This is a genomic window from Sphingomonas sp. PWP1-2, assembly GCF_049898305.1.
Classification (GTDB): Bacteria; Pseudomonadota; Alphaproteobacteria; order Sphingomonadales; family Sphingomonadaceae; genus Sphingomonas; species Sphingomonas glacialis.
In genome coordinates this window covers 295817-318699 of sequence record NZ_JAFCXM010000004.1, presented here as the reverse complement: position 1 = coordinate 318699, position 22883 = coordinate 295817, and the positions used below count along the sequence as shown (strand labels likewise).

General features: G+C 68.5%; 19 protein-coding genes. 9 read left to right on the top strand and 10 right to left on the bottom strand.

The annotated features are described in order from the left end of the window. Positions 1-61 precede the first annotated feature (61 nt). Together polA and ACP7C5_RS12475 are read left to right on the top strand one after the other, a co-directional pair. A complete protein-coding gene (gene polA / locus ACP7C5_RS12480) occupies positions 62-2818 on the top strand; it encodes a DNA polymerase I (RefSeq protein ID WP_426264486.1) in 2757 nt (918 codons plus the stop codon). After that, on the top strand, positions 2815-4377 hold the full coding sequence (locus tag ACP7C5_RS12475) for a lipopolysaccharide biosynthesis protein (protein WP_426264485.1): 1563 nt from the start codon (positions 2815-2817) through the stop codon (positions 4375-4377). Before polA ends, ACP7C5_RS12475 begins: the two co-directional genes overlap by 4 nt. On the opposite strand, the gene purH is transcribed toward ACP7C5_RS12475, so the two are convergent. From purH to ACP7C5_RS12455, 4 genes are all read right to left on the bottom strand, one after another. After that, positions 4349-5914: a bifunctional phosphoribosylaminoimidazolecarboxamide formyltransferase/IMP cyclohydrolase gene (gene purH / locus ACP7C5_RS12470; protein ID WP_426264484.1), complete on the bottom strand. Its 1566-nt coding sequence runs from the start codon at positions 5912-5914 to the stop codon at positions 4349-4351. The genes ACP7C5_RS12475 and purH overlap by 29 nt on opposite strands. Before the next feature lie 69 nt (positions 5915-5983). Further along, positions 5984-7696 carry a heparinase II/III family protein gene (locus ACP7C5_RS12465; RefSeq protein WP_426264483.1) on the bottom strand — a complete coding sequence of 571 codons (1713 nt, stop codon included), beginning with the start codon at positions 7694-7696 and terminating at the stop codon, positions 5984-5986. Between the two features lie 49 nt (positions 7697-7745). Continuing rightward, positions 7746-8408, bottom strand: a complete 663-nt coding sequence (gene rpe / locus ACP7C5_RS12460; protein ID WP_133191327.1) for a ribulose-phosphate 3-epimerase — start codon at positions 8406-8408, stop codon at positions 7746-7748. 45 nt (positions 8409-8453) lie between these two features. Continuing rightward, the gene (locus tag ACP7C5_RS12455; RefSeq protein WP_426264482.1) at positions 8454-9728 is read right to left on the bottom strand and encodes an RsmB/NOP family class I SAM-dependent RNA methyltransferase; all 1275 of its coding nucleotides are present in this window, start codon (positions 9726-9728) and stop codon (positions 8454-8456) included. A 95-nt stretch (positions 9729-9823) separates the two neighbouring features. Between ACP7C5_RS12455 and ACP7C5_RS12450 the strand changes: the two genes are divergently transcribed. Beyond that, a complete protein-coding gene (locus ACP7C5_RS12450; protein ID WP_354287557.1) occupies positions 9824-10003 on the top strand; it encodes a DUF1674 domain-containing protein in 180 nt (59 codons plus the stop codon). A gap of 113 nt (positions 10004-10116) precedes the next feature. On the opposite strand, the gene ACP7C5_RS12445 is transcribed toward ACP7C5_RS12450, so the two are convergent. Genes ACP7C5_RS12445 through tsaD form a run of 3 tightly spaced genes read right to left on the bottom strand, consistent with a single transcriptional unit; the run spans position 10117 to position 12658 of the window. Continuing rightward, on the bottom strand, positions 10117-10659 hold the full coding sequence (locus ACP7C5_RS12445) for a DUF1697 domain-containing protein (RefSeq protein WP_426264618.1): 543 nt from the start codon (positions 10657-10659) through the stop codon (positions 10117-10119). Then, the gene (locus ACP7C5_RS12440) at positions 10659-11630 is read right to left on the bottom strand and encodes an NAD(P)H-dependent glycerol-3-phosphate dehydrogenase (RefSeq protein ID WP_426264481.1); all 972 of its coding nucleotides are present in this window, start codon (positions 11628-11630) and stop codon (positions 10659-10661) included. The genes ACP7C5_RS12445 and ACP7C5_RS12440 overlap by 1 nt, the downstream gene beginning before the upstream one ends. Next, positions 11627-12658, bottom strand: coding sequence for a tRNA (adenosine(37)-N6)-threonylcarbamoyltransferase complex transferase subunit TsaD (gene tsaD, locus ACP7C5_RS12435; RefSeq protein ID WP_426264480.1), 1032 nt, complete (start codon positions 12656-12658; stop codon positions 11627-11629). Before tsaD ends, ACP7C5_RS12440 begins: the two co-directional genes overlap by 4 nt. 81 nt (positions 12659-12739) lie before the next feature. On the opposite strand from tsaD, the gene hemC reads away from it, so the two are divergent. The 3 genes from hemC to ACP7C5_RS12420 are packed head-to-tail and all read left to right on the top strand — an operon-like array spanning position 12740 to position 15385. Beyond that, the gene (gene hemC / locus ACP7C5_RS12430; protein ID WP_426264479.1) at positions 12740-13660 is read left to right on the top strand and encodes a hydroxymethylbilane synthase; all 921 of its coding nucleotides are present in this window, start codon (positions 12740-12742) and stop codon (positions 13658-13660) included. Beyond that, positions 13657-14343 (top strand): uroporphyrinogen-III synthase, encoded by a 687-nt coding sequence (locus ACP7C5_RS12425; protein WP_426264478.1) that lies wholly within the window; start codon positions 13657-13659, stop codon positions 14341-14343. Before hemC ends, ACP7C5_RS12425 begins: the two co-directional genes overlap by 4 nt. Before the next feature lie 28 nt (positions 14344-14371). After that, entirely contained in the window at positions 14372-15385 is a 1014-nt protein-coding gene (locus tag ACP7C5_RS12420; RefSeq protein WP_426264477.1) for a hypothetical protein, read from the top strand. On the opposite strand, the gene ACP7C5_RS12415 is transcribed toward ACP7C5_RS12420, so the two are convergent. Together ACP7C5_RS12415 and ACP7C5_RS12410 are read right to left on the bottom strand one after the other, a co-directional pair. Then, positions 15382-16179: a DUF72 domain-containing protein gene (locus tag ACP7C5_RS12415; RefSeq protein ID WP_426264476.1), complete on the bottom strand. Its 798-nt coding sequence runs from the start codon at positions 16177-16179 to the stop codon at positions 15382-15384. The genes ACP7C5_RS12420 and ACP7C5_RS12415 overlap by 4 nt on opposite strands. A 4-nt stretch (positions 16180-16183) precedes the next feature. Continuing rightward, positions 16184-16855, bottom strand: coding sequence for an MBL fold metallo-hydrolase (locus ACP7C5_RS12410; RefSeq protein WP_426264475.1), 672 nt, complete (start codon positions 16853-16855; stop codon positions 16184-16186). 79 nt (positions 16856-16934) lie between these two features. Here ACP7C5_RS12410 and pabB point away from each other — a divergent pair, with 79 nt between their 5' ends. From pabB to ACP7C5_RS12395, 3 genes are all read left to right on the top strand, one after another. Further along, on the top strand, positions 16935-18716 hold the full coding sequence (gene pabB / locus ACP7C5_RS12405; protein ID WP_426264474.1) for an aminodeoxychorismate synthase component I: 1782 nt from the start codon (positions 16935-16937) through the stop codon (positions 18714-18716). A gap of 49 nt (positions 18717-18765) precedes the next feature. Further along, positions 18766-19965: a pyridoxal phosphate-dependent aminotransferase gene (locus tag ACP7C5_RS12400; RefSeq protein ID WP_426264473.1), complete on the top strand. Its 1200-nt coding sequence runs from the start codon at positions 18766-18768 to the stop codon at positions 19963-19965. Positions 19966-20082: 117 nt separating this feature from the next. After that, on the top strand, positions 20083-20220 hold the full coding sequence (locus tag ACP7C5_RS12395; protein WP_189676467.1) for a hypothetical protein: 138 nt from the start codon (positions 20083-20085) through the stop codon (positions 20218-20220). 7 nt (positions 20221-20227) lie between these two features. Here ACP7C5_RS12395 and pepN read toward each other — a convergent pair whose 3' ends face one another. Further along, entirely contained in the window at positions 20228-22831 is a 2604-nt protein-coding gene (pepN, locus tag ACP7C5_RS12390; protein WP_426264472.1) for an aminopeptidase N, read from the bottom strand. Positions 22832-22883: the final 52 nt, after the last annotated feature.

Here is a 22883-nt window from a genome sequence, read left to right as displayed (position 1 = left end):
AGCGGCGAATGGCGTGACGCGGGGGCTTTGTGCTTCCCCAAGCTTGGGCTATCCCCGCCAAATGCCGCATCTCTATCTTGTCGATGGCTCGGGATACATTTTCCGCGCCTATCACCGCCTTCCCCCGCTCACCAACAAGCATGGCGAGCCGGTCGGCGCGGTCTATGGCTATACGACGATGCTGTGGAAGCTCGCCGACGAAGTCCATGCCGCCGACGGCCCGACGCATATGGCGGTGATTCTCGACAAATCGTCGAAGACCTTCCGCAACGAGCTGTACGACCAGTACAAGGCGCAGCGCCCGCCGCCGCCCGAAGACCTCGTCCCGCAATTCCCGATGATCCGCGACGCGACGCGCGCCTTCTCGCTGCCGTGCATCGAGACCGAGGGATTGGAGGCCGACGACATCATCGCCTGCTATTCGCGCGCCGCACTCGCGCAAGGGTGGGAAGTGACGATCGTCTCGTCCGACAAGGATCTGATGCAGCTGATCGAGCCCGGGCTCGACATGTACGACACAATGAACAACCGGCGCCTTGGCGCCGAGCATGTCGCGGAGAAATTCCACGGCATTACCCCGGCGCAGCTCGGCGACGTGCTCGCGCTGATGGGCGACAGCGTCGATAACGTGCCGGGCGTTCCCGGCGTCGGTCCCAAGACCGCTGCCAAGCTGATCCTCGAGCATGGCGATCTCGAAGCGGTGCTCGCCGCCGCGCCGGGGATGAAGGCAGGCAAGCTGCGCGACAACCTCATCGAACATGCCGCGATGGCGCGACTGTCGAAGGAGCTCGTCACGCTGAAATGCGACGTAGCGCTCCCCGAGCCGCTCGAGGATCTCGAGCTCAAGGGCATTCCCGACGCCCCTTTGCGCGCGTTCTTGGAACATCACGGCTTCCGCTCGCTGCTCGCCAAGCTGTCGGCGGTCGCCGATGCGCCGGTGCCTGCGCCGAAATCGGTGCCGACCGAGCAGGATCCGCCGTGCGACCATGACGGCTACGAGACCGTGGTCGACGAAGCCGCACTCGACAGCTGGATCGGCGCGGCGCGCCACCAGGGCTGGATCGCGATCGATACCGAGACGACCGGGATCGACGCGACGCGCGCCGAGCTGGTCGGGGTGAGCATGGCGCTCCAGCCCAACAAGGCATGCTACATTCCGCTCGCGCATGGCGGATCGGGGCTGTTCGCCGAGACGCCGGTGCAGCTCGACCGCGATGTCGCGCTCGCCAAGCTGAAACCGCTGTTTGAGGACCCCGCGGTGCTCAAAATCGGGCATAACCTCAAATACGACATGATCGTGCTCGGACGTCTCGGCGTCGGGGTTGCGCCGCATGACGACACGATCCTGATGAGCTTCGACCTCGATGCCGGCCTGCATGGTCACAGCATGGACGAGCTCGCCGCGACGCATCTCTCGCACAGCTGCATCGCGTTCAAGGACGTCGTCGGCGTCGGCAAGTCGCAGCGCAGCTTCAATGAAGTCGATCTCGATGCGGCGACACGCTACGCCGCCGAGGATGCCGACGTCACGTTGCGGTTGTGGCGGCGCTTCAAGCCGCGGCTCGTCGCCGAGAGCGCGACGCGCGTCTACGAGATGGTCGATCGCCCGCTCGCGCCCGTTATCGCGCAGATGGAGATGCACGGCATCAAGGTCGATCGCGAAAAGCTCAGCAGCCTGTCGAACGATTTCGCGCAGCAGATCGGCGCGCTCGAAGTCGAGATCCATGCGCTCGCCGGCGGCGCCTTCACGATCGGCAGCCCCAAGCAATTGGGCGACGTGCTGTTCGAGCGGATGGGGATCAAGGGCGGGCGCAAGGGCAAGTCGGGAGTCTATTCGACCGACGTCACCGAGCTCGAGCGGATCGCCGCCGACAAGGATTCGCCCGGCAAGGACATCGCGACGAAGGTGCTCGAGTGGCGCCAGCTGTCGAAGCTCAAATCGACCTATACCGATGCGCTCCAGGCACAGATCAACCCCGCGACCGGGCGCGTCCACACGTCCTATTCGCTGACCGGCGCGCAGACCGGGCGGTTGTCCTCGACCGACCCGAATCTGCAGAACATCCCGATCCGCACCGAGATCGGCCGCCAGATCCGCGACGCGTTCGTCGCCGAGCCGGGCAACGTCCTGCTCGCCGCCGATTATTCGCAGATCGAGTTGCGGCTCGCCGCGCACATGGCCGACGTGCCTGCGCTGAAGGCCGCGTTCGCCAATGGCGACGACATCCACAGCCTCACCGCGATGGAGCTGTTCGGCGAGGTCAATCGCGACACGCGCGGGCGGGCGAAGACGATCAACTTCGCGATCCTCTACGGCATCAGCCGCTGGGGGCTGGCGGGGCGGCTCGATGTGACCGCCGACGAAGCGCAGGCGATGATCGATCGCTATTTCGAGCGCTTCCCGGGCATCCGCAACTATATCGCGGCGACCACCGAGTTCGTCCGCGAGACGGGCTACACCGCGACGCTGTTCGGGCGGAAGACGCACTTCCCGCGGATAAAGTCGAAGCTCCAGCACGAACGCCAGGGTGCAGAGCGCGCCGCGATCAACGCGCCGATCCAAGGCACTTCGGCCGATATCATCAAGCGTGCGATGGTGCGGATGGGGCCCGCGCTCGAAGCCGCCGGGCTGGGGCATGTGCGGATGCTGCTGCAAGTGCACGACGAACTCGTGTTCGAATTGCCCGAGGGCGATGTCGCCGCGGCCAAGCCCGTGATCGAGCATGTCATGGCGAGCGCTGCCGAACCGGCAATCGTGCTCAGCGTGCCGCTCGGCATCGAGATCGGGACAGGCCTGAGCTGGGGCGCGGCGCATTGACGACGACGACTGGCTTCGAGCCGACGGCGAGCGGGCGAACTACCGAAGAGATCGATGCGCTCGCCAAGGGTGGGCGGACCAACATCATCGGTTTCGTGATGCGGCTCGTCGCGCGGCTGCCGTTCCTGTTTATTGCCGGGCGGCTCTACGGTCCCGACACGCTCGGCACCTTCGCGCGCGCGGTGCTGTTCGTCGAGGTCGCGGCGTTGCTCGCGACCTTCGGGTTGAAGCGCGGACTTGCGCTCGCGATTTCGGAGAGCGCGCGGCCGCACGTTCAAATCGTGTGGGATTGCCTCGTCGTCGCGGCGATTGCCTCGGGCTGCGCGAGCGGGATCCTGCTGCTGATGCCCGACGTGATGTTCCATGGCGGCAATCCCTCGGCGCTCGAGCGCTTCCTGCCGTGCATCATCGTTGCGAGCGCGTGGTCGGACATCATGCTCGCCGCGCTCGCCTATCGCCGCAACGTCCAGGCGACGGTCACCGCGCGCGCAGTGATCGAGCCGTGGACGATCTCGATCGCGGCCGGGCTGCTCTATCCGATCGCGCCGCATGACGGGCTGGTACTCGCCTACATGCTGTCGATGGCCGCCGCGCTCGTCGCGTCGATCGTGCCGTTCCTGCGCAGCTATGGCCGGCCGACCGGCTGGCGGCTGCACCCCGGGCGCACCTTCGCGTTGATCCGCCGCAATGCGCCGCTTGCTGGCGCCGATGCGCTCGAATGGGGGACGCGCAATGTCGACCGCTCGATCCTGTTCCTGATGTTCGAGCCGCGAATCGTCGGCATCTACTGGATGGCGCAGCAAGTCGCCTCGATCCCGGGCAAATTGAAGACGAGCTTCGACCCGATCCTCGGCCCCGTGATCACCTCGAGCCTCGCCCGCGGCGACACCGCGGGCGTCGCGAGCCAGGTCCGCCAGGTCGGGTTCTGGATCCTTGCCGCGCAGACGGGCTTGGCCTTGATGGGCTCGATCCCGGGCGAAGCGGTGATGGGGACCGTCGGCCCGCAATTCGTCGCCGGGACCGCGGCGCTCGCCTTCCTGTTGCTCGCCGAGGCGGCGGCCTCGACCGGGGCGGTGTGCGAATCGGCGCTCGTCTATATCGCGCGCGTGCAGAACGTCGCGATCTCGATCGGGATGTTGCTGTTCCAGGTCGTGCTCAGCTTCGCGCTGATCTTCGCCATGCAATGGATCGGCTGGCCGGTCGCGTATCAGGCGGCGGGGCCGGCGGTGGCGCTGTTCGTCTCGGTCGGGATCACGTCGATCATCAAATCGACCTATCTGTCGCGGCTGCTCGGCGCGGGCGTCGCCGGATGGCGTCTGCCGATGCTGTGGGCGGTGCTCGCGGCGGGGACGGTCGGGTTCGGCTTCACGCTGTTGCCGCACCGCTTCGAATGGGCCGAACTCGCGATCGGCGTCCCCGCGATCGCCGGTGTCTATCTGTTCGTGCTGTATCGCTGGGCGGCACGCCCCGAGGATCGCGCGCTTTTCCGGCGCAAGGCGGGCGAGACGCCCGCCTTGCCCGTCCCCGGGCTCAGTGCCGGAAATGGCGTACCCCGGTAAACATCATCGCGAGGCCAGCGGCATCGGCGGCGGCGATCACTTCGTCGTCGCGGATCGAGCCGCCGGGTTGGATCACCGCAGTGGCGCCTGCCTCGACCGCGGCGAGCAAGCCGTCGGCGAAGGGGAAGAAGGCATCCGAGGCGACTGCCGAGCCGATCGTGCGCGGGGTCGGCCAGCCCGCCTTGTCGGCGGCATCCTTCGCCTTCCACGCGGCGATGCGCGCCGATTCGAGGCGGTTCATTTGCCCCGCGCCGATCCCGGCGGTGCTGCCGTCCTTGGCATAGACGATCGCGTTCGACTTGACGTGCTTGGCGATCGTCCAGGCGAAGCGGCAGTCGATCAGTTCCTGCTCGGTCGGCGCGCGCTTGGTGACGACCTTCAATTCGGGATTGCTGGCATTGTCGCGCGTCTGGACGAGCCAGCCGCCGGTGATCGCCTTGGCGAGCAGACCGCTGCGGGCGGGATCGGGCAGCTCGCCGGTCAGCAGCAGGCGGAGGTTCTTCTTGGCGGCGAAGATCGCCTGCGCTTCCTCGTCGGCATCGGGCGCGACGACGACTTCGGTGAAGATCCCAGCAATCGCGCGCGCCGTCGCACCGTCGAGCGGGCGATTGAGCGCGATGATCCCGCCGAACGCCGAGACGGTGTCGCAGGCGAAGGCGGCCTCATACGCTTCGGCAAGCGACGCGCCCGTCGCGACGCCGCACGGATTGGCATGCTTGACGATGACGCAGGTCGGCGGGGCGTCGCGGAATTCGCTCACGAGATCGAGCGCGGCGTCGGCGTCGTTGAGGTTGTTGTAGCTCAGCGCCTTGCCCTGCACCTGCCGCGCCTGACCGATGCCACGCGCGGTGGCGCCGCCCGCGGTGTAGAAGGCGGCTGACTGATGCGGGTTCTCGCCATAGCGGAGTTCGGGGCCGCGCTTGAGCGTGATCGGCAGCGTGTCGGGGAACGCCTCGCCCTGGTCGACCGTGCCGAACCACGTCGCGATCGCGCCGTCATAGGCGGCGGTCGTCGCATAGGCCTTGGCGGCGAGCTTGCGGCGGTCGGCGAGCGTCGTGCTGCCGCCCGCCACCAACGCGTAATCGGCCGGATCGGTGACGATCGCGACAAAGGCGTGGTTCTTCGCGGCCGAGCGCACCATCGACGGGCCGCCGATGTCGATATTCTCGATCACCTCGTCGCGCTCGGCGCCCTTGGCGACGGTCGCCTCGAACGGGTAGAGATTGACGACGACGAGATCAATCGCGCCGATCCCGTGTTCCTCCATCGACGCGACATGCGCCGCATCGTCGCGCACCGCGAGCAGGCCGCCGTGAACATTGGGGTGGAGCGTTTTCACGCGACCGTCCATCATCTCGGGGAAACCGGTCAGCTCGCTGATGTCGCGAACGTCGAGCCCGGCATCGCGCAGCGCCTTTGCGGTGCCGCCGGTCGAAACCAGCTCGACACCGTGGCCGGCAAGACCGCGCGCGAGATCGACGATCCCGGTCTTGTCGGAAACCGAGAGAAGCGCGCGGCGGATGGGGATATCGGTCATGGGGCAGGCTCCGGGGAACGTTCGCGCGTCCCCTGCCCGCTCACCCCCCAAGATTCAACCTGGGATGGCTTAACCGGCGCGCTTGAACGCCCAGCTGACATTGGCCCCGCCAGCAGGCGATTCGCCAGTGACGACGAGCTGCATCGTCGCGCGCGGGCGTCCCTCGGCGTCGACCCACACGCTTTCTTCGATCGCGAGCGTCCCGCCACGGCAGCGAAACTGCCACAACCCGCCGCCGGGCAACCGCAGCAGCGCCGCAAGGCCATCGGCGGTCGGCGAGACCTGGATACCGAGCCCGAGATGGAAGCGGATCGCAAAGCCCGTCGCGGTCAGCTTGCGGCGTTTGCTCGCGGGCAGCAGCATGTCCTCGCCGCGCAGCTCGGCGCCGTCGCGGGTCAGCGTCATCTGGCGGCGGTGGAGGAAGCCGAAGCGGCGCGCATAGCCGTCATGGCTCGCCTCGATCCGGCTGCCCGCGTCGCTTTCCTGGCGCGCGAGCTCGACCTCGCCGACGCCGCGACCGAGCGTGCCGTCGGCATGGATCGCGGTCGAATTGCTGTCGCCGACGATCAGCGTCGAATGCGCCGCAGTGGTGCGTAAGCCCTCGGCCAGCGCGGGCGGAAGCTGGACGATCCCGGTCCGCGCCCCGCCGCAATTGACGACGATGCGGTTTGGCCCCTCGGACAGTTCGAACGCCAGCGTCGAGGCGCAGCCGCCCTCGACCAACCGCGCGATCGGCGGCGGCGCGGCATCGACGATCGCGACGACAGTGCCCGCGGCGAGCCGCTGATAGCCCCAGTCGCGCGCTTGGCGCAGCGGGCGGGTGCGGACGCCCGAGGCGGCGATGATCTGGTCGAGCGCATCGGCCCCGATCGGCCCGCCGCCCTGCCAGCTGCTGACATCGCGGTCGCCGTGGCAAATGCCGAGCAACGCCGGCATCAGCGACGCCAATGCGCTCGCGATGCAGGCGGGAGCCTCGATCTGGCGCGCTGCATACACTTCGCGCAAGGCGGTGAGCAACATCACCATGTCGACTTGCGCCGATGGCGAGCGCGCGACATTGCCGCCATCCTCGAAGATCGACACCGCGAGTCCCTTGGCGAGCGCCGCCTCGACCGCAGCGCGGCGCGGATCGCCCCCGGTGATCAGCAAGCCCGCTGCGACGACGCCGCACAGTGCCGCGATGCGCGGTGCGCCAGGCGCGAGCTTTTCGGCGCCGCGATCGATATGTCGCGCCCCGCGCGCGAGCGTGTTGAGCACGCTGCTGCGATAGACGAGATCGGCCGACGACAGGATCAGCGGGGCGTGCGCCGTCCAGAACAGGATCCGGCGACCCCACAGATCGGCGCGCCACGCGGGTTCGCTGATCTTTTCGGCATGGACCGCGAGCCATTTGCGCATCAGCGCTTCGGCGATCGGCGTCGCCTGCGCGCGCGTCGCCACGGTCGAGAGATCGCGCAGCCAGGCGAAGCTGTGAAGATAGTCGCTGAAGGCGCGCGAGAAATCGGGCTTGGCGAGATCGAGCGTCGCGATCTCGCGGCTTTCGCCGCGGAAGGTCAGCGTGCCCTCGAGCAACGCCTTCCCGCGCTTGACGTCGCCCAAGAAGGGGTCGTCGGGGACTGCGGTGAGCTTGAGCGGATGGCGGCCTTTCAGCCGCATCCCGTGGATCGGCGTGCTCCAGGTCAGCCGGTGGAAGCGCTCCGAGAGGCGTTCGGCGAGCGACAAGCCTTTGTCTCCTCCCAGCCGGACGAGCCGCTTGCCCTCGTCGATGCTGTCGCGCAGCATGTCCTCATCCGTCGCTGCGGGCGAGTCGAGCGGGGGCAGATCGCGGCTCCTAACCACGCAAGGCCGCGATGTTGGCGGCGTACGCATCGGGTCCGCCGCGGAAGGTCGCCGTGCCCGCGACCAGCGCATCGGCCCCGGCGGCGATCGCGCGTGGCGCGGTGGCGTGGTCGATCCCGCCATCGACTTCGAGATCGACGCTGTACCCACCCTTGTCGATCATCTTGCGGATCGCCTCGATCTTGCGCAGCGAACTTTCGATGAACGCCTGCCCGCCGAAACCGGGATTGACGCTCATCACCAGCACCAGATCGACTTCCTCGAGCAGATAGTCGAGCGCCTTGGCGGGCGTTTGCGGCGTGAGCACGACGCCCGCGCGCTTGCCGAGCTGGCGGATGTGCTGGAGGCTGCGATGCGTGTGCGGCCCGGCCTCGACATGGATGCTGATCGTGTCGGCGCCGGCCTCGGCGAACGCCTCGAGATAGGCGTCGACCGGCGCGATCATCAGATGGACGTCGAGCGGCTTGGTGGTGTGCGGGCGGATCGCCTTCACCACGCCCGGCCCGATCGAGATGTTGGGGACGAAATGCCCGTCCATCACGTCGACGTGGATCCAGTCGGCGCCGGCGAGATCGATCGCGCGGACCTCCTCGCCAAGCTTGGCAAAATCGGCGGAGAGGATCGACGGGGCGATGCGGACGGGAAGCTGGCTCATGGTCGTTTAGCCTCTAGCATGGTCGCAGGCGTGGGCAAGCAACGCTTAACCCTGTCGGCGCAGGCGCGCGATGAAGAAGCCGTCATTGCCACCAGGATCGATCATCCCGGGCAAGGTCCGCACCCAGCCGCCGGGATTGGGGACGATCCCTGCCGGCAATTCGTCCTGCGCCACGGGGATGATGCTGTAGTCGGGGCGGGCGGCGAGGAATTTGGTGAGCTGCGCCTCGCCCTCGGCGGGTTCGAGCGAGCAGGTCGCGAAGACGAGCGTTCCGCCCGGCCTGACCCAATCGGCGGCGCGCGCGAGCAGTTTCGCCTGCAGCGCGGCCAGCTCGGCGATCTGCGACGGGCGCACGCGGTGGAGCACGTCGGGGTGACGGCGGAAGATGCCCGTCGCGCTGCACGGCGCATCGAGCAGCACCGCATCGACAGGTGCCGGGGGCGACCACAGCAGCAGGTCGGCGGTGATCACCGTCGCCGCTAGGTGCGTCCGCTCGAGATTCTCGTGAAGTCGCGCAAGACGACTTTCCGACGAATCGATCGCGGTGACGCTCCAGCCGGCGCTCGCAAGCTGCATCGTCTTGCCGCCCGGCGCGGCGCACAGGTCGAGCACGCTGCCCGGCCCCTTGCCGAGCAGGCGGGCGGGGAGCGATGCGGCGATGTCCTGCACCCACCAGCTGCCCTCCTCGAAGCCCGGCAGCTCGGGCACATGCGCCGAAGGCAAGCGGACGTGCCCCGGCAGCAGCGAGACCCCGCCGAGCGTTTCGGCCATCGCATCGGTCGTCGCTGGGTCGGCGAGCGTCAGGTCGAGCGGCGGCGGGGCGGCCATCGCGCGCTCGGCGGCTTCGATGCCGTCGTCGCCCAAGGCGGCGTGCCAGCGGATCGCGACCGGATCGGGCAAGGTCGGCTGTTCGGGCAATTGATCGCCGCCGCGCATCAGCGCGCCGAACACGCCGTGGACGAGCTTGCGTGGACCGCCGTCGACGAGCGGCAGCACGGTCGAGATCGCGGCATGCGGCGGCGTGCCGAGCGACAGCGCCTGCACCAAAGCGATGCGCAGCGCGAAACGCGCCTTGGCGTCATCGGGCAGTCGCGTCTTGGTTGCCGAGTCGATCAGCGCATCGAGGTCGGGGAGGCGGCGCAGCACTTCGGCCGCGATCGCGTGGGCGAGTGCGCGGTCGTCGCTGCGCTCGATCCCGGCGGTGGCGCGGCCGATCGCGGCTTCGAGCGGGAGACCCTGGCGCAAGACGGCGTCGAGCAAGCGGAGTGCGGCACGCCGTGCGGGGACGCCGGGCGGATCGACCGGTTCGGGTTTCGGCATGTAGCGACGTGGCGGCGGAAGGGTCAAAAGCTTGAACTCTGTCTAAAGGCCGCCGATGTAGCGGGGGCGCACCTGTCGTGCATCAAGGACACTCCATGGCCGTTCGCCCGCCGCATGTGAAGCCACCCGCCTATCTCAGCAAGAGTCCGCCGGTGCCCGAACCCGATTCGATCCCGCTCGCGCCCAAGGGGCAAAGTGTGAAAGGCGACCCCGATGGGCTCGACCCGACGCGTTACGGCGATTGGGAAATGAAGGGCATCGCGATCGATTTCTGAGCGGCGCGATCGCCCACTCCGTCCGTCATCCCCGCGAAAGCGGGGATTCCGCTGCCTGTTCCCCCGCTGAGGAGAAGAAGCGGGACCCTTGCTTTCGCGAGGGTGACGGGGCGCTAGACGTGCGGGTGCTCCAGCAACGCCGCCAGCTTGACGACGGTGTTCCAATTTCGCGCGGTTGCGAGCTTGGGAAATTTGAGCTTCGCCATCGCCTGTGGGAGCTTCGACGCGCCGATCCCGTCGATATAATCGACATAGAGCTCGCGACCCTGCGCCACGACCGTCTCGCGGCCAGCGTAAACTGCACGCAGCGCATCGGGCAGATCGGTCGGCATCGAGTCGCGGTGAAACAGCACTACGACATGATTCGGTCGCGTGAGCGTCGCCTCCGGAAACGGATTGGCAGCGATGACCGCCAGCAAATCGGCGGCGCCGCGCACGATCACGTCGGTCTCGAGGCCATAAGCGGCCAACGCCGTCTCGATCGCCGCCTCGACCTTGGCGCCGTCGGTCTCGTCGCAGCCGAACACGACATTGCCCGAGGCGAGCAGCGTCGCGACCTCGCGATAGCCCAGCGCTTCGATAAGCGCCTTCAAATCGGCCATCGGCAGCTTGCGCCCGTTGAGGTTGACCCCCTTGAGCAATGCCGCCCAGCGCATCACTCGCGCGTCAACGGGCGGGCGAGCAGCGCCCCGATCACCGCCTGGACTTCGGCCCCGTCGAGCAAGGCACACACCGCCTCGACCACCGGCATATCGACGCCAGCCTCGGCTGCCGCCTCGCGCAGCACCGGCGCGGTGAAGGCGCCCTCGGCGACGGTCAGCCGATCGGACAGCAGGTCGACGGCACGCTTGCCCTGCCCCAGCCCAAGCCCGAGCGAGAAATTGCGCGATGCGGTCGACGAGCAGGTCAGCACGAGATCGCCGAGCCCCGATAGCCCGCTCAGCGTCTCGATCTGCGCGCCGCGTGCGACGCCGAAGCGCGTCATTTCGGCGAACCCGCGCGCGATCAGCGCGGCGCGCGCATTCTGCCCGAGCCCCGCGCCCTCGACCACGCCGCACGCGATCGCGAGCACGTTCTTGACCGCGCCGCCGATCTCCGCACCGATGACGTCATCCGACGCATAGGGACGGAAATTCGGTCCGGCGAGGCGATCGGCGAGCGCCGCGCCGATCGCCGGATCGGCGCATGCAAGCGTCACCGCTGTCGGAAGACCGGCGGCAACCTCATGCGCGAAGGTCGGGCCCGACAGCACCGCGATCGGGGCGGCGGGGTGCAGCGCCCGCGCGACTTCGCCGACGAGCAGCCGCGTGCCGGCCTCGATCCCCTTGGCGCAGAGCACCAACGGCGTTTTGCCGACGGGGGTTTCGGTCAGCACCGCGCGGACATGTTGTGCCGGCACGACGACCAGCAGCGCGTCGCAGTCGGCAAGATCGGCCAGCGCCGAGGTCGCGCGGATCGACGGCGACAGTGCGACCCCGGCGAGGAAGCGCGTATTTTCATGCGCATCGTTGATCGCGCCGACGACTTCGCTCTCGCGCGCCCATAGCGTGACCGGAGCGCCGCTGCGCGCTGCCACTTGCGCCAGCGCAGTGCCCCACGCTCCGCCGCCGATGACCCCGATCTTCATGCCTTCACCCCAGCCCCACGCACAGCCTCGGCGCCCGGATCGAGCGGCCAGCGCGGACGTGGCGCGATATCGAGCGGATCGGTGAGACCGGCGGCGAAGCGCTCCGCCCCCGCCCAGCCGATCATCGCGGCATTGTCGGTGCACAGCCACAAAGGCGGCGCGACGAAGCGCAGGCCGTGGTTGCTTGCGAGCCCGCTCAGCGCGCTGCGCACCGCGGTGTTGGCGGCAACCCCGCCCGCGACCACCAAGGCGGTCGCCCCACCGGCGTGGTCGAGCGCGCGGATCGTACGGTCGAGCAGGCAATCGACCACCGCCGCCTGGAACGAAGCGGCGATGTCGTCGACCTCCCAGGTCTTGGCGTCATGCGCGCGCACCACCGCGCTTTTCAGCCCGGCAAAAGAGAAATGCGGCTCGGCCGAGCCCTTCATCGGCCGCGGCAACGGCACGATCGGGCGACCACGCGCGGCGGCGGCTTCGACTGCGGGCCCGCCGGGGAAGCCGAGCCCGAGCACCTTGGCGGTCTTGTCGAATGCCTCGCCCGCGGCGTCATCGATCGTCGTGGCGAGCCGACGATAGCGCGCGACGCCCTCGACGAGCAGCAACTGGCAATGCCCGCCCGAGACGAGCAGCAGCAGATAGGGAAAATCGAGATCGGGATCCGACAGCCGCGGCGAGAGCGCATGGCCCTCGAGATGGTTGACCGCGATCAGCGGCTTGCCCGCGGCGTGCGCGAGCGCCTTGCCCGTGACGAGCCCGACCATCACGCCGCCGATCAGCCCCGGCCCGGCGGTCGCCGCGATCGCATCGACGTCGGCAAGCGTGACGCCAGCATCGGCGAGCGCGGCCTCCACCAAGGGCGCGAGCACTTCGACATGCGCGCGCGCGGCAATTTCGGGGACGACGCCGCCAAACGGGCGATGCGCCGCCTCCTGCCCGGCAAGCCGGTGCGCGAGGACGCGGCGGTCGGAGGTGACGAGCGAAGCCGCGGTTTCGTCGCAGCTCGATTCAAGGCCGAGGATCAATGCCATGTCCTCGCCTGTAGCGGCTTGGAGGCGGCTTGTCGAAGCCGAGACGGTTCGCCACAGTGGCGCAAAAAGGGAGGGACTTTCTTGACGCACCCCCAGCTCAAACTCGGCACGCGTGGATCGCCGCTCGCGCTCGTCCAGGCCAATATGGTGCGCGACGCGCTGTGCACCGCGCATGGCTGGCAGATCGACGCGATCGAGATCGTCCCGATCAAGACGACGGGCGACCGCGTCCAGGACGTCGCGCTCGCCGAGATCGGCGGCAAGGCCTTGTGGACCAAGGAGCTCGACCGCGCGCTGCTGTCGGGCGCGATCGACTTCGCGGTGCATTCGATGAAGGACGTCGAGACGGTGCGACCGAGCGCGATCGCAATCGCCGCGATGCTGCCGCGCGCCGACGTGCGCGACCGGCTGATCGGCGCGCCGAGCATCGAAGCGCTGCGCCCCGGCGCGGTGATCGGGACGAGCTCGCCGCGTCGCGTCGCGCAATTGAAGCGGCTGCGACCCGATTTCGAGACCGTGCTCTTCCGCGGCAATGTCGACACGCGCCTCGCCAAGGTCGCCGCGGGCGAGGTCGATGCCTCGATGCTTGCGGCAGCCGGGCTAGACCGGCTCGGGCGCCCGGGCGTCGGGGTCGGAATCGAGACTGACGTCATGCTTCCCGCACCCGCGCAAGGCGCAGTCGGGATCGAGGCGCGCGCCGACGATACCCGTATGCGCGACTGGCTCGGCGCGATCGACCATGCGGCGACACATCTGTGCGTGCTGGTCGAACGCGGCTTGCTCGCGGCTTTGCAGGCCGACTGCCATTCGCCGGTCGCGGCGCTCGCGACGCTCGATGGCGACAGCATCCTGCTGCGCGCCCAATTGTTCGCCGAGGATGGCAGCGCGCATGTGAGCGGCGAGATGCGCGGCGCGATCGGCGACGGGACGTTTGCCGATCGGCTCGCCGCCGATCTGCTTGCGCGCGCGCCCGAGGCGGTACGGCGCTTGTTCGCGGCGTGACGCGCGTGCTCGCGGTGTTGCGCCCCGAGCCGGGCAATGCCGCGACCTGCACGCGCGCCGCCGCGGCCGGGTTCGCGACGCTGTCGTTGCCGCTGTTCGCGGTCGAGCCGCTCGAGTGGGACGTGCCCGATCCCGCGCAGCACGACGCGCTGATCCTGACCAGCGCGAACGCCTTGCGCTTTGGCGGTGCGGGGATCGCTGCGCTGACGGGCCTGCCGGTGCTCGCGGTCGGCCCGCATACCGCCGCTGCGGCGCGCGCCGCGGGGTTTGACGTCATGGCCATCGGCAGCGGCGACGGCGCGCAGATCGCGTCGGTCGCGCACGCGCATGGCATCCGCCGGGCCTTGCATCTGAGCGGACGCGACCGGACGCTCGCTGCAGGCGGCGCGATCGCATGCGTCCTGCCGGTCTATCAAAGCGTCGCAGTGCCCGTCGCGCCCGACGCGCTCGGCGCGCTCGACGGGACGATCGCCTTGCTCCACTCGGCGCGCGCCGCGCGCCGGCTCGAGACGCTGGTGACTGCGGCCGGGCTCGAGCGCTCGCACATCGCCATCGCTGCTTTCAGCGCAGCGATCGCCGCGACGCTCGGCGCGGGCTGGGGCGGCGTGGTGGCCGCCGCGACGCCCGACGATGCGGCACTGTTTGCCGCCGCGCTCGCTTTGCCGAGGGCGACGGGCGATTGACCGCCCGCGCCGACGCCCCGATAAGGCGATGATGGACGAACCCGCCCTCCCCGTCCCCGATCCCGCTTTGCCCGGATCGCCCAGCCGTGATTCGGCTTTCTCCGACCGACCCGCACCGCGCTTGCTGCCGCCGCTTTCCACGCCGCCCCCACCCCCGCCGCGCGCCGCGCGCGGACCCGGCTGGCGCGCGGGGATCGCGCTTGCGCTGATCGCGTTTCTGGTCGGCGCTGGGCTCGCCGCGCTGCTGGTGGTCAGATTCGTCAAGACCGATGCCAAGCCGATCGCCACGGTTACGGTCCCGGTCGGTGCCAATGGCCAGGCGCCGCTCGTCATCGTCCCCAACAAGGCAGCCGTTGCGGCGCCCGCGCTTGAACTCGCTGCGCTGACGACGCGCGAGGCCGCGCTCGCTGCCGAGATCGACGCACTCGAAGCGCGCGCCGGGACGATCGACCGCGATTCGCAGCGCGCCTCGACCTATGCGACGCGCAGTCAGGCGCTGATGATTGCCTTTGCCGCGCGCCGTGCGATCGACCGCGGGCTCAATCTCGGCTTCCTCGAGGGGCAGTTGCGCTCGCGCTTCGCCGCGCTGCAGCCTGCTGCGGTCGCGACGATCATCCAGGCGGCACGCGCGCCGGTGACGCTCGAGGATCTGCGCGCCGGGCTCGATGGCGTCACGCCCGAGCTGCTCACTGGCGCCGCGAGCAATGGCTGGTGGCAAAGCCTGCGCGACGAGCTTGGCCATCTAATCGTTTTGCGCCGTGCGGGAAGCCCGTCGCCGCTGCCGGTCGATCGCGTCGCGACCGCGCGGCGGTTGCTCGAGGCGGGCAAGGTCGAGGCGGCGCTCGCCGAGGTGTCGCGGACGCCCGGTGTCGCGTCGGCCGGTCGCTGGACGAGCGCGGCGCGGCGCTATGTCGATGTCCGCCGCGCGCTCGACACGATCGAGAGCGCGGCGATCCTCGCGCCGGGGGTCGATACCGTCGCCCCGCAGCCGCAAGCCGCGCCGGCCCAAGCGCCCGCTACCCCGGCTGAGGCAACGCCTTAAGCGCCGACGCGCTCGATCAAGGCCATCGCACCATGCGGTGCGCGGACTTTCGCGCCGTTGATGAAGAAGACGAAGGTCTCGCGCGGCGTCTTCGGCGCGGGGTCGGCGAGATAGGGCAAGTCGACGGGCGCATCGCCCTCGGCCCAGCTTCGTGCCGCGCTGGCCCAGCGATCGAGCGCGGCGGGCGAATAGCCCGCGGGCTCCTCCTCGACCGCGGCCTCGAGCCGGGCATAGACCAAGTCGCCCGACACATCGGCGATCGCGGGATAGTCGGTCGAATCGGCATAGACGATCGCCACCCCGGCGGCGCGCGCGAGCGCGACGAATTCGGGTGTCTGGAAGCTTTCGTGCCGGACTTGCACCGCGTGGCGCAGCGCGATGCCGTCTTGCTCGGCGGGCAGCAATTTGAGGAACGCGCCGAAATCGTCGGGATCGAATTTCTTGGTCGCCATGAACTGCCACAGGATCGGCCCGAGCCGGTCGCCGAGCTCGACGATCCCCTGCCCGGTAAAGCGCGCGATCGACTCACCCGCTTCGGCGAGCACCTTGCGATTGGTGCAATAGCGCGACGCCTTGAGCGCGAAGACGAAGTCGTCGGGCACCGCCTTCGCCCAGGACGCGAAGGTCGCTGGCTTCTGCGACGAATAATAGGTGCCGTTGACTTCGATCGCGGTGAGCTTGCTCGCGGCATAATCGAGCTCGCGCTTGTGCGGCCATTTCTCGGGGAAGAAGCTGCCGCGCCACGGCTCGTAGGTCCAGCCGCCGATACCGACGCGGATGTCGCCCGGTTTCATCGGCTCAGGCCGCCATCGCCGCGTCGCTGACGAACATGTTGGTGCGCCGCTCGTGCGCGAAGGTGCTTGGCTGGCCGTGGCCGGGCAGGAAGGTCGTGTCGTCGCCGAGCGGCCACAGCTTGGTGACGATCGATTCGAGCAATTGCGGATGGTTGCCGCGTGGGAAATCGGTGCGGCCGATCGAGCCCGCGAACAGCACGTCGCCGACGATCGCCAGCTTCGACGCCACGTGATGGAAGATGACATGGCCCGGCGTGTGGCCGGGCGTCTCGTACACGTCGAGCACGAGATCGCCGACCCTGACGGTGTCGCCCTCGACCAGCCAGCGGTCGGGTTCGAAATTGATGCCGGCGATGCCGTATTGCGCGCCGCTTTCGGACAGCGAGCAGGTGAGGAAGCGGTCTTCCTCGTGCGGGCCCTCGATCGGTACGCCGAGCTGGTCGGCGAGCGGCTTGGCCTCGCCGCAATGGTCGATATGGCCGTGCGTCAGGATGATTTTCTCGACCGTGACGCCGTGTTCCTGCGCCGCGGCGAGCAGCTTGGGGAGGTCGCCGCCGGGATCGACAAACGCGCCGCGCATCGTCGCGGTGCACCACAGCAGCGTGCAATTCTGCTGGAGCGGTGTGACGGGAATGACCGCGGCGCGGAGCGGCGGCAGGGGGGCTTGGGTGCTCATGCGTCCGAGATACGGCGGACCACCGCGAAAACCAAGGGTTGCCCCGGGCAGCAAAGCCGGGGCATCTGCGAAACGACATATGGTGACGCGTCTTTCCCCGCCTTTCGTCCTGCTCGACGATGCCCGTGACGGCGGCGCACCGGCGCGGCTCTATCGCGATCCGGTGCGGATCGTCGCGGCGTGGACTCTCGCGCAGATCGCGCCCGCGCTGGCCGAACTGCGCGCCGCCCGGCGCGACGGGCTCCACGCGGCGGGGTTCCTGTCGTACGAAGCGGGGGCGGCGTTCGAGCCAGCGCTCGCCGAGCCGGCGGACTCGGACATGCCGTTGCTGTGGTTCGGGCTGTTCACCGACTTTGCCGAGATCGCGCCCGGCGATGTTCCCCGCCTGTTGCCCGATCCCGCAGGCGCCTGGATCGGCGCGCCCGAATCGACGATCGACAAGCGCCACTACGACACGCAATTCGCAGCTGTGCAGGCGCTGATCGCCGCCGGGGATCTGTATCAGGCCAATCTCACCCATCTCGGCCAGATTGCGGTGCTCGGGGATCCGCGCTCGGCCTATGCGCGGTTGCGCGAGAGTGCGCGCGCGGGGTTCGGCGCGCTGATCGACACTGGCGCCATGGCGGTGCTGTCGCTTTCGCCCGAACTGTTCTTCGCGCTCGAGGGTGAGACGCTGACGTGTCGCCCGATGAAGGGGACGGCACTGCGCGGGGCGACCCCGGCCGAGGATGCCGCCGCCGCGCGCGCGCTCGCCGACGATCCCAAGCAGCGCGCCGAAAATCTGATGATCGTCGATCTGATGCGCAACGATCTTGCGCGGGTGGCACGCGCGGGTTCGGTCGCGGTGCCGCACCTGTTCGAGGTCGAGCGCTATCCGACCGTCCACCAGCTCGTCTCGACCGTCACCGCGCAAATCGCGCCCGAGACCGATGCGATCGACGTGCTCGCCGCGTTGTTTCCGTGCGGGTCGATCACCGGCGCGCCGAAGATCGCGGCGATGCAGGCGATCGCCGAGATCGAGCAGGGGCCGCGCGGGCTTTATACCGGGGCGATCGGCCGTTTCGATGCTGACGGCGATGCGATTTTCAACGTCGCGATCCGCACGCTGACGCTGCCGCATGGCGCGAGCCACGCGCGCTACGGGGCAGGGGGCGGGATCGTCGCCGATTCGCGCGCCGCCGACGAATGGGACGAGGCCAGGGCGAAGACCGCCTTCATGACGCGCGATCCGCGGCCGTTCGACCTGATCGAGACGATGGCGTTCGATCCCGAACACGGCATCTTGCGGCTCGACCGCCATCTCGAGCGGCTGACCGCGAGTGCGCGCGCGTTCGGTTTCGCGTTCGATCGGCACAGCGCGCGCAATGAATTGCAGGCGGCGACCTTCCGGCTGCGCGCGGGGCGCAAGGTCCGGCTGCTGCTCGCGCGCAGCGGCGCCGTGGCGATCGAGGTCGCGCCGCTGCCCGCGGTGCGCGATGCGCCGCTATCGGTCGCGGTGGTGCCGTTGCCCGTCACGCCGGCGGATATCCGCTTGCGCCACAAGACCAGCGACCGCGGCTTCTACGATGACGCGCGGCGCGCGGCTGGCTGCGACGAAGTCGTGTTCGTGAGGCCTGACGGGCGGCTGACCGAAGGGAGCTTCACGACGCTGTTCGTGCCGCGCGGCGACACGCTGGTGACGCCGCCGCTCGCCGACGGACTGCTGCTTGGCGTGCTGCGCGCCGATCTCGTCGCGCAGGGCCAAGCGATCGAGGGGGACCTCACCGAGGCCGATCTGACGCAGGATTTTTTCGTCGGAAACGCCCTGCGCGGACTGATTCGTGCGCGGCGCGTGGTTGCGACAAACGCTTCGGCACGATAAGCGCTCGCGCGAACCCGCCGCACCGCGGCATTTCCGCAAGGTCCTTCACATGCAGCCATCCGCCGCGCTCGTCCGCATCAAGCCCTCGCCAACGCTTGCGATCACGACGCGCGTCCAAGAGCTGAAACGCGCCGGCGTCGACGTGATCGGTCTTGGTGCGGGCGAACCCGATTTCGACACGCCCGATTTCATCAAGGACGCCGCGATCCAGGCGATCCACGACGGCAAGACCAAATACACCAATGTCGATGGCACGCCCGAGCTGAAGGCCGCGATCGTCGCCAAGTTCGCGCGCGACAACGGCCTGCATTATACGCCCGACCAGATCACGGTGAATGTCGGCGGCAAGCACACGCTGTTCAACGCGATGGTCGCGACGCTCGACGCCGGCGACGAGGTCGTCATCCCGGCGCCCTATTGGGTGAGCTATCCCGACGTCGTGCTGTTCGCGGGCGGCACGCCGGTGTTCGTCGCGGCGGGTGCATCGCAGGGCTATAAGTTGCTCCCCGAACAGCTCGAATCGGCGATCACGCCGCGCACGAAGTGGGTGATCCTTAACTCGCCGTCGAACCCGACCGGCGCTGCCTACACTGCCGCCGAATTGAAGGCGCTCGGCGAAGTGCTCGAACGGCATCCGCATGTTTGGATCTTCGCCGACGATATGTACGAGCATATCCTCTACGACGGCTTCGAATTCGCGACGATCGCGCAGGTCTGCCCGTCGCTCTACGAGCGCACGCTGACGGCGAATGGCTGTTCGAAGGCCTATGCGATGACCGGCTGGCGGATCGGCTATGCCGGCGGCGCCTCGTGGCTGATCAAGGCGATGTCCAAGCTCCAGTCGCAGTCGACGAGCAACCCCTGCTCGATCGCGCAGGCCGCGGCAACGGGCGCGCTCAACGGCGACCAGAGCTTCCTCAAGGATTGGGCGCGCGTCTTCCAGGGGCGGCGCGATCTGGTGGTGTCGATGCTCAACCAGGCCGACGGCATCACCTGCCCGCGGCCGCAGGGCGCGTTCTACGTCTACCCCGATCTGTCGGGCGTGATCGGCAAGTCGACGCCGGCGGGCAAGCTGATCGATACCGACGAAGCGTTCGTCGGCTATCTGCTCGACGATGCCAAGGTCGCGGCAGTGCAGGGCGCGGCGTTCGGCCTGTCGCCGGCGATGCGGATTTCGTACGCGACGTCGGATGCGTTGCTGACGCAAGCGTGCGAGCGGATCCAGACGGCGTGCGCGGCGCTGCGCTAACGGTCAGTTTCCGTTAACGCTGGGTTGCCAATAAGCCGCTTGCGAAACGATCCCGAGAAGCCGATTTGCTGCACCGCAGCGATTCGGCACGGGGCCGGGCGCGAAAGGTCAGAAGCAATGCGTAGCGTCTTGAAGTCCGATTTCCTGTGGAAGTTCGTCGGTGGGTTCGCGCTGGGTGCGCTGGCGCTCGTGACGCTGCATCCGATGGAACCGGCGCGCGCCGCGACGGCGAGCCAGGTCGCCGCCGCACGCTAAACGACCTTCAGGCGTCGAGACTTTTCGACGCTTGCTCGAACATATCCTTCGACAGACCCGGCGTTTTGACGATCCGCGCCAGTTCCGCCCGCATCATGCCCCCGCGCGCTGCATCGTAGCGCTGCCAGCGTCCAAGCGGCGCGATCAGCTTGGCGGCGGTCTGCGGATTGATCCGGTCGAGCGCGATCAGCTGGTCCGCAAGCAAGCGATACCCCGACCCATCGACCGCATTGAACGCGCGCTGGTTGACGCCGAACGCCCCGATCAGCGCGCGCGCGCGATTGGGGTTGGTGAGCGTGAAAGCGCGATGCCGCAGCAATTCGGCGACCATCGCCCCGGTATCGTCACGCGGTGCCATCGCCTGCACCGAGAACCATTTGTCGAGCACCAGCGCATTGTCGCTGTAGCGATTGTAGAAGATGTCGAGCGCCGCAATGCGTTCGGCCGAGTCGCCGGCGACCAGCGTGGTCAGTGCGCTCTGCCGGTCGGTCATGTTGTCGGCGGCCTCGAACTGCGCGAAGGCGAGCGCGGCGGCGTCGCTCGCGCCCGAAGCGGCGATATAGCCGAGCGCGACCGACTTGAGCCGGCGTAGGCCCTTCGCCGCGGGGGAGTAGACATAGCCCGAACCCGTCGCCTGCGACCCGTCGTACGCCGCGCGCCAGTCGGCCTCGAGCGTCCGCCCGATCTCGCGCCGCAGCGCCTCGCGCGTGCGGAAGATCGCGTCGGGATCGACCATCGCCATCTGGTCACCGATGAAGCTTTCCGAAGGGAGCAGCACCGCCTCGGCGATGAAAGCCGGGTCGAGCGTGGCGTCGGCCAGCGTCCCCGCCACTGCCGCGACCACCGCGGCGGTGTCGGCGCGATTGTTGCCCGCCGCGGCAACGAGCGTATCGAGCATCAATTGCTGCAACGCCTCGTAGCGCGCGAACGGATCATCGTCATGCGCGCCGAGAAAGGCGAGGTCGGCGGCGGTGCGGTCGGTCTCGAGGATCGCGGGAGCGGAAAAGCCACGGTTGATCGACAGCACCGGGCGTTCGCTGATGCCTTCGAACACGATGCGCTCCTCGGCATCGGTCAGCAGGATCGTCTGTTCGGGCGCGACGGTCTGCGCGGTCTCGGCCCCGAACAGCTTGATGCGCAGCGGGAGGACGAGCGGCAGCTTGTGCTCCTGCCCCGGCGTGGGCGGCGTGCGCTGTGCGAGCACGAGTTCGGCGCGGCCCGAGCCTTCGGTGTGGTGCAACGACGCGGTGACGCGCGGCGTGCCTGCCTGGCCGTACCAGCGGCGGAACTGCGTCAGGTCGATCCCGCTCGCGTCTTCCAGACTCGCGACGAAATCCTCGCAGGTCGCGGCGGTGCCATCGAAGCGGTCGAAATAGAGATCGGTCCCGGCGCGGAATTTCTCGCGGCCGAGGATCGTCGCAAGCATGCCGATGATCTCGGCGCCCTTGTTGTAGATCGTGGCGGTGTAGAAGTTCGAGATTTCCTGATATTCGTCGGGGCGGATCGGATGCGCGAGCGGGCCGGCATCCTCGGGGAATTGCGACGCGCGCAAGCCCCGCACGTCCTCGATCCGCTTGACCGCGGCCGAGCCTTGGTCCGCCGAGAAGGCCTGGTCGCGATAGACCGTGAAGCCTTCCTTGAGCGACAGCTGGAACCAGTCGCGACAAGTGACGCGGTTGCCCGACCAATTGTGGAAATATTCGTGCGCGACGACCGCGGCGATCGCGTCGTAATCGTAATCGGTCGCGGTGTCGGGATCGGCGAGGATGTAGCGCGAATTGAAGACGTTGAGGCCCTTATTCTCCATCGCGCCGAAGTTGAAATCGTCGACCGCGACGATGTTGAACACGTCGAGATCATATTCGCGGCCATAGACGCGCTCGTCCCATGCCATCGACGTCTTGAGCGCGTCGAGCGCATGGTGCGTACGGTCGATATCGGCTGCGCGGACCCAGATGCCGAGCTCGACCTCGCGCCCCGACATCGTCACGAAGCTGCCGCGATTGACCGCGAGATCGCCCGCGACCAGCGCGAACAGGTAGCACGGCTTGGGGAAGGGGTCGCGCCACTCGGCCCAATGCCGCCCGCCTTCGAGGTCGCCCGATGCGATCGGATCGCCATTGGCGAGCAGCACGGGATAGCGCGCTTTGTCGGCGCTCATACGGACATGGTAGCGGCTGAGCACGTCGGGCCGGTCGGGGAAATAGGTGATGCGGCGGAAGCCTTCGGCCTCGCACTGCGTGCACAGATTGCCGCCCGAGGCGTAGAGCCCCATCAACTGCGTGTTGCGCTCGGGCGCGATCTCGACCTCAGTCTCGATGACATGCGCCGAGCCGCTCAGTGGCAGGACCAGCGTCTCGCCGTCGAGCGTCCAGTCATTGACCGCGACGCCGTCGACCTTGACCGACAGCAGGGTCTGGCCGGCGCCATCGAGCCGCAGCGGACGCTGATGCAGATCGCCGCGCTGGACGTGCAACGTCGCCTTGACGCGCGTTGCCGCGGCATCGAGCGCGAAGTCGAGCGCGATTTCGGGCACTTGCCAGTCGGGCGGCGTATACTCCGAACGGCGCGTGACATGGGGCTGGGCGAGGCTGGTCTGGAGATCGAGCATTGACCAAGATGTAGGGTGGCTGTTTGCCGCTCGCTACCGAAATCGCGCCGTT